At 71.1% G+C, this 6,285-nt stretch carries 5 protein-coding genes; all 5 read left to right on the top strand.

What is annotated here, in order from left to right; genetic code table 11:
* Positions 1-477 (top strand): Crp/Fnr family transcriptional regulator (locus I5I_RS01735; protein WP_036315671.1); only part of this gene is annotated, 477 nt, incomplete at its 5' end.
* 102 nt (positions 478-579) lie between these two features.
* Positions 580-2,112, top strand: coding sequence for a DNA-3-methyladenine glycosylase 2 family protein (locus I5I_RS01730; RefSeq protein WP_036315668.1), 1,533 nt, complete (start codon positions 580-582; stop codon positions 2,110-2,112).
* Positions 2,109-2,603: a methylated-DNA--[protein]-cysteine S-methyltransferase gene (locus tag I5I_RS01725; RefSeq protein ID WP_036315664.1), complete on the top strand. Its 495-nt coding sequence runs from the start codon at positions 2,109-2,111 to the stop codon at positions 2,601-2,603. The genes I5I_RS01730 and I5I_RS01725 overlap by 4 nt, the downstream gene beginning before the upstream one ends.
* Before the next feature lie 366 nt (positions 2,604-2,969).
* A complete protein-coding gene (locus tag I5I_RS01720; protein ID WP_036315660.1) occupies positions 2,970-4,835 on the top strand; it encodes an ABC transporter ATP-binding protein in 1,866 nt (621 codons plus the stop codon).
* Positions 4,832-6,285 (top strand): ABC transporter ATP-binding protein (locus tag I5I_RS01715; RefSeq protein ID WP_036315657.1); only part of this gene is annotated, 1,454 nt, incomplete at its 3' end. The genes I5I_RS01720 and I5I_RS01715, both read left to right, overlap by 4 nt.

Raw genomic sequence — 6,285 nt, 5'->3', positions numbered from 1 at the left:
AAGATCGCGCCGGACGTCGCCGGCGATCGTGAGCAGCGCGAGGTCGTGCTCGATCGGGTGGCGCGGGCGCTCCATCTCGACGGCGAGCTGCGCGCCACCGCGCAGGAACTGTGCCGTGTCGAGCAGTACGCGGTCGGCGAGTACCTCGATCGCGCGGGTGTCGTCCCCTCCGCCGTCGGCTACCTGGTCGACGGCGCGGCCCGCCTCTCCGTGCCCACGGTGCGCGGCGACGTCGCCTGCGGGGATCTGCGTGACGGCGAGTTCGTCGGAAGCGCCGCCGTCACGCGTGAGCCGTCGCTGCTCACCGCCGTGGCCGTGGTGCCCTCGACGGTGCTCGTGATTCCGGTCGCCGTGGTCGCGCAGATCATCCGCGCCCATCCGGTGTTCGCGACCGAGCTCGGCGCCGACCTCGAACTTCGACGGGGTCAAGCGGCGCGAGTGCTCGACACCCCCTCTCCGTCCCTCGCGCGCGACTGATCGCCGAGGGCACCGCGGCATCCACGGGCACGGTCGGATGCCGCGCGCTGCCGTGTCCGAATTCCGCGAGCGTGCGCCGCGCAGCCGTGTCAGGCTGGACACATGCCACACGTCGACGCCCCCGCCGCGATGACGTTCGACGAGCGCTACCGCGCCATCGACGCGCGCGACGTGCGCTTCGACGGCCAGTTCGTCACGGCCGTCCGTTCGACCGGCATCTACTGCCGACCCAGCTGCCCCGCGCGCACCCCGAAGCCTTCCAACGTCACCTTCTACCCCACGTCGGCGGCGGCGCACGAGGCGGGCTATCGCGCCTGCAAGCGGTGCCTGCCCGAAGCCGCACCCGGCTCTCCCGCGTGGGACCTGCGCGGTGACATCGCCGGGCGCGCGATGCGGCTCATCGCGGACGGCATCGTCGAGCGCGAAGGCGTTCCCGGGCTCGCCCGTCGCCTCGGCTACTCCACCCGCCATCTGACGCGTCTGCTCACCGCAGAGCTCGGCGCGGGGCCCCTCGCCCTCGCCCGTGCCCAGCGGGCGCACACCGCGCGGATGCTCCTCGTCTCCACCGACCTGACGGCCGCCGACGTCGCCTTCTCGGCCGGATTCGCCAGCGTCCGCCAGTTCAACGACACGGTCCGTGAGGTGTTCGGCCTCACGCCGGGCGAGCTGCGTGCCCGCCGGCCGGCGGTGGCGCGCGCGGTGAGCGCCCCGGCCGCCGGGACGATCGATCTCGTCCTGCCCTACCGTGCGCCCTTCGACGCCGCCGGGTTGTTCGCCTGGATGCGTGCCCGCGCCGTCGCGGGCGTCGAGGATGCCGGTGCCGACTCCTTCGCCCGCGTCCTGCGTCTGCCCGGCGGTCCGGTGTGGTTCGCGATCCGGCTCGACGGAGCGGGGAAGCTGCGACTGAACGCGCGCCTGACCCATCTCGGCGATCTCCCCGTGCTCGTCAGCCGGGTGCGGCGCCTGTTCGACCTCGACGCCGACCCGACGGCGGTGGATGCCGCGTTGTCGGCGCACCCTGCCCTCGCGCCGCTGGTCACGGCGGTCGGCGGCATCCGCGTGCCCGGCGCCGCCGACCCGCACGAGATGCTCATCCGCGCGATGATCGGTCAGCAGATCACGGTCGCCGCAGCACGTACGGCCCTGACCGCCCTGACCGACGCGCTGGGGGAGCGCGTGGCGTCGCACGACGGCCTGGACCGCCTGTTCCCCACGATGGCCGCCATCGCCGCGCACGGCGCCGAGGTGCTGCGCGGCCCTGCCGCGCGCATCCGTGCGGTCACCGGCGCGGCCGCGGCGCTCGCCTCCGGCGAGCTCGACCTTGGGCCGGGTGATGACAGTCTCGCGCAGCGCGCGGCCCTGCTGGCGCTGCCGGGTATCGGCCCCTGGACCGCCGACTACGTGCGCATGCGCGTGCTGGGCGACCCCGACATCACGCTGCCCGGCGACGTCGCCGTCCGCGCGGGAGCGGCAGCCGCCGGCATCCCCGCAGATCCGCGCGGGTACGAGGCCTGGGCCGTCCGCACCGCGCCGTGGCGCAGCTACCTCACCGCTCACCTCTGGCGCGCCGCGCCGTCCACCGTGTCCCGCGCGCCCCGCGCGCACACCGCACCCCGCGAACGGAGCCCCCGATGACCGCGACGATCCAGACGATCCCCACCCCCGACGGACCCTTCACCCTGCTCGTCGACGATCACGCTCGGGTGCTGGCAAGCGGATGGAGTGCCGATCCCGCGGCCATCGTCGGACGCATCGCTCTGGCGCCCGCGGACATCCGTGAAGGCGACACGGATGCCGCGTCCGCCGTGCACGCCTACTACGCAGGTGACCTGACGGCGATCGACACGGTCGCCGTCGCTCAGACCGGCACCGCGATGCAGCTCGAGGGCTGGGCGACGCTGCGCCGCATCGCTGCGGGACATCCCCTCACGTACGCCGAGTTCGCCACGGCGCTGGGGCGGCCCGCGGCCGTGCGGGCCGCGGCATCCATCTGCGCCCGAAACGCCCCGGCGCTGTTCGTGCCGTGCCATCGCGTGCTGCGCACCGGCGGCGCCCTCGGCGGATTCGCCTGGGGGCTCGAGGTCAAGCGCGCCCTGCTCGCGCGGGAGTCGGTCGCGCGCGCCTGACGCGCCACGGTGAAAAAACCCTTGCCCTGCGCGAAGCCAGCGGCATAGGCTGGAGGGCTGTCGCGCCCGTGTGAGAAACCGCGTGGGTCGCAGTCCCCGTTCACCGACTCCTTGGAGGAAGCCATGTCCACGGCCATCGTCATCACGAAGCCCGCCTTCCTCCGTCCGTCGAACGCCGCCCCGGCCGCGTTCGAGGCCGCCGGAATCGGTCGGGGATAACGCGCCGCGCGTCCTCCTTCGGCGGCATCGTCCCGCCGCGCGTTACCTCCGACAGGGCCTCTTCGTCCTGCCGCGCCTTCGTGCGCCCACCCGTCACCTCCGCCGGCCGCGTGACCCCGGCATCCGTTCCACCCCTCCGCAAGGATCATGACCTCCTCCTCAACGCCCTCCGAGCTCACCCCTCCCGTCGAGCGCCTGTCGACGGTGCGCGCGCTCGCGCGTCTCTACCCCTTCGCCCGATCCGTCCTGCCCCGGCTCGTGCTGGGCGCCGTCAGCGCGCTCGTAGCGAGCCTGCTCGCTCTGTCCATCCCGCTCGTGCTCGAAGTGCTCGTGCAGGGCCCGATCGCCGCGGGCGCCAGCGCCGCGGGCGATCGCAGCCAGCTCGTGTGGGGCGCCGCGCTCATCCTCGTGCTCGGGCTTCTCGAAGCCGTCATGGTGTGGCTGCGGCGCTGGTTCGTGCTCGCACCGTCGACCAAGGTCGAATACGACCTGCGCACGAGCTTCTACGAGCGCCTTCAGCGCCTGCCGGTCGCGTTCCACGACCGCTGGCAGTCGGGCCAGCTGCTCTCGCGCATGATGCAGGACATCAGCATGCTGCGACGCTGGATGGCCTTCGGCATCGTGCTGCTCGTCGTCAACCTGCTGACGATCCTCGTCGGCATGGCGCTGCTGTTCCGCTGGCACTGGGCGCTCGGCGTCACCTTCCTGATCGTCTGCGCACCGCTCTGGTACGCCGGCTATCGGTTCGAGAAGACGTACGGCACGCTCGCGCGCCAGAGCCAGGACCAGGCCGGCGACCTCGCGACCAGCGTGGAGGAGAGCGTCCACGGCATCCGTGTGCTGAAGGCGTTCGGACGCGGAAAGCACGCCCTGCTCAAGTTCACCCGTCAAGCCGAGACGCTCCGCGAGACCGAGCTGAGCAAGGCGCGCGCCGTCGGCTGGATCTGGTTCTGGCTCGTGCTGCTGCCCGAGATCGCGTTCGCCTTGTGTCTCGGTGTCGGCATCGTGCTGCAGCAGCTCGGCCAGCTCGGCATCGCCGAGCTCGTCGCGTTCTTCGCGATGGCCACCGTGCTGCGCTGGCCGATGGAGTCCATCGGCTTCCTCTTCTCGTTCCTGCTGGATGCCCGCACCGCCAGCGACCGCATCTTCGAGGTGTTCGACGAACAGAACACGATCACCGATCCCGCAGCGCCCGTCGCGCTGGGCAGCTCGCGCGGTGCACTCGCGTTCGAGGGTGTGCACTTCCGCTATCAGGATGCCGGGGATGGCGAACGGGATCTGCTCGACGGCATCGATCTGACGCTCGTCCCGGGCGAGACGATGGCGCTCGTCGGGCTCACCGGATCGGGAAAGACGACCCTGACCACTCTGCCCGCACGTCTGTACGACGTCACCGCCGGGCGGGTGACGATCGATGGCGTGGACGTGCGCGATCTCACTCTGAAAGAGCTGCGCACCCACGTCGGCATGGCCTTCGAGGATTCGACGCTGTTCTCCCAGACGGTGCGCGAGAACGTGCTGCTCGGTCGCGAAGACCTGGTGCCGGGCAGCGCGCAGGCCGAGGGCGTGCTGCGTGAAGCGCTCGCCGTCGCACAGGCCGGCTTCGTCGACGACCTGCCCGACGGGGTCGATACGATCATCGGCGAAGAGGGGCTGTCGCTCTCGGGCGGTCAGCGCCAGCGTCTGGCGCTGGCGCGCGCGGTCGCGGCGCGCCCCGCCGTGCTCGTGCTCGACGACCCGCTGTCGGCGCTCGACGTCGACACCGAGGCGCTCGTGGAGGATGCCCTGCGCGAGGTGATGGCCGACACGACGACCCTCGTGATCGCGCACCGGCCCTCGACCGTCACGCTCGCCGACCGGGTGGCGCTGCTCGAAGAGGGACGCATCACCGCCGTCGGCACCCACGCCGAGCTGCTGCGCACCAGCGAGCACTACCGGCACGTCATCTCGAGCCTCGAGGATGCCGAAGCAGAAGAGAACGCCCGCCTGCGGGAGACGGAGGTGAACCTGTGAGCACGGCATCCGTCGTCGGAACCACCGGTGAAGATCGCTCGGACTACACGCGCGACGAATCGCGCGCCATCCGCCAGCGTTCGCTGCGACTGCTGGGATCGCTCGTCGATCCGCTGCGGTGGCAGCTCGTGCTGGCCCTCGTCGTGCTCGTGGTCTCCACCGCGCTGCGCGTGGCCGGCCCTGCCCTGATCGCCTACGGACTGAACACCGCGTTGCCGCAGGCGATGCAGGACGCCGACTGGATGCCGACCATCGTCATCGTCGCCGTGTACCTCATCGCCGGCGTCGGCGGTGCCGCGCTCATCGGCTGGTACGCGGTGGTCGCCGCGCGCCTGACGCAGGCCGTCATGCTCGATCTGCGCACCCGGATCTTCCTGCACACGCAGCGACTCAGTCTCGAGTTCCACGAGTCGTACACCTCGGGGCGCATCATCTCGCGTCAGACGAGCGACCTCGACTCCATCCGAGAGCTGCTCGACGGGGGCCTGAACGAGCTCGTCTCCGGCGTGCTCTACGGGGCGTTCACCCTGATCGCGCTGCTGCTGCTGGACTGGCAGTCGGGCGTCATCCTCGCGATCGCCGGCATTCCGCTGTACCTGCTGATGCGCTGGTTCTATCGCAACTCGCAGCGCGCATACCGTGAGTCGCGGGTGGTCAGCGCCAAGGTCATCGTCAAGTTCGTCGAGACGATGACCGGCATCCGCGCCGTCAAGGCATTCCGCAAGGAGCCGCGCAACGATGAGGAGTTCGGTGATCTGTCGGGTCAATACCGCGACGTCAACATGCGCTCGCTGCGTCTGTTCGGCACCTTCGAGCCGGGGATGATGGCGGTCTCGGCCTTCGCCGTGGCCGGTGTGCTGCTGTGGGGCGGGCTGCGTGTGGTCGACGGTGCGCTGCTGGTGGGAACGCTCCTCGCCGCCGTGCTGTACGTCCGCAACTTCTTCTCGCCCCTCCAGGAAGTCGCGATGTTCCTGAACTCGTACCAGTCGGCGACCGCCGCGCTGGAGAAGGTCTCGGGTGTGCTCGAGGAGCGGCCCACCGTGCCCGACCCGGCACGCCCGGTCGACCTGTGGAAGGCCGCGGGGCACGTCGAGTTCCGGGACGTCGTCTTCGGCTACTCCGACGAGCGCACGATTCTGCCGCACTTCTCGCTCGACATCCCCGCCGGTCAGACCATCGCCCTGGTGGGAACGACCGGGGCCGGCAAGTCGACGCTCGCCAAGCTCGTGTCACGGTTCTACGACCCGTCGCGAGGCGCCGTGACACTCGATGGCGTCGATCTGCGGGAGCTGCACCCCAAGGACCTCCGCCGCGCCATCGTGATGGTCACGCAGGAGGCGTACCTGTTCAGCGGCACGGTCGCCGACAACATCGCGCTCGGAAAGCCCGACGCGACGTTCGAGGAGATCCGCGCGGCTGCCCGTGCCGTCGGCGCGGACACCTCATCGAG

The sequence above is a fragment of the Microbacterium sp. B24 genome, assembly GCF_000333415.1.
Lineage (GTDB): Bacteria > Actinomycetota > Actinomycetes > Actinomycetales > Microbacteriaceae > Microbacterium.
Note: the sequence above shows the minus strand (reverse complement) of the source record. Positions and strands in the feature narration are given on the sequence as shown.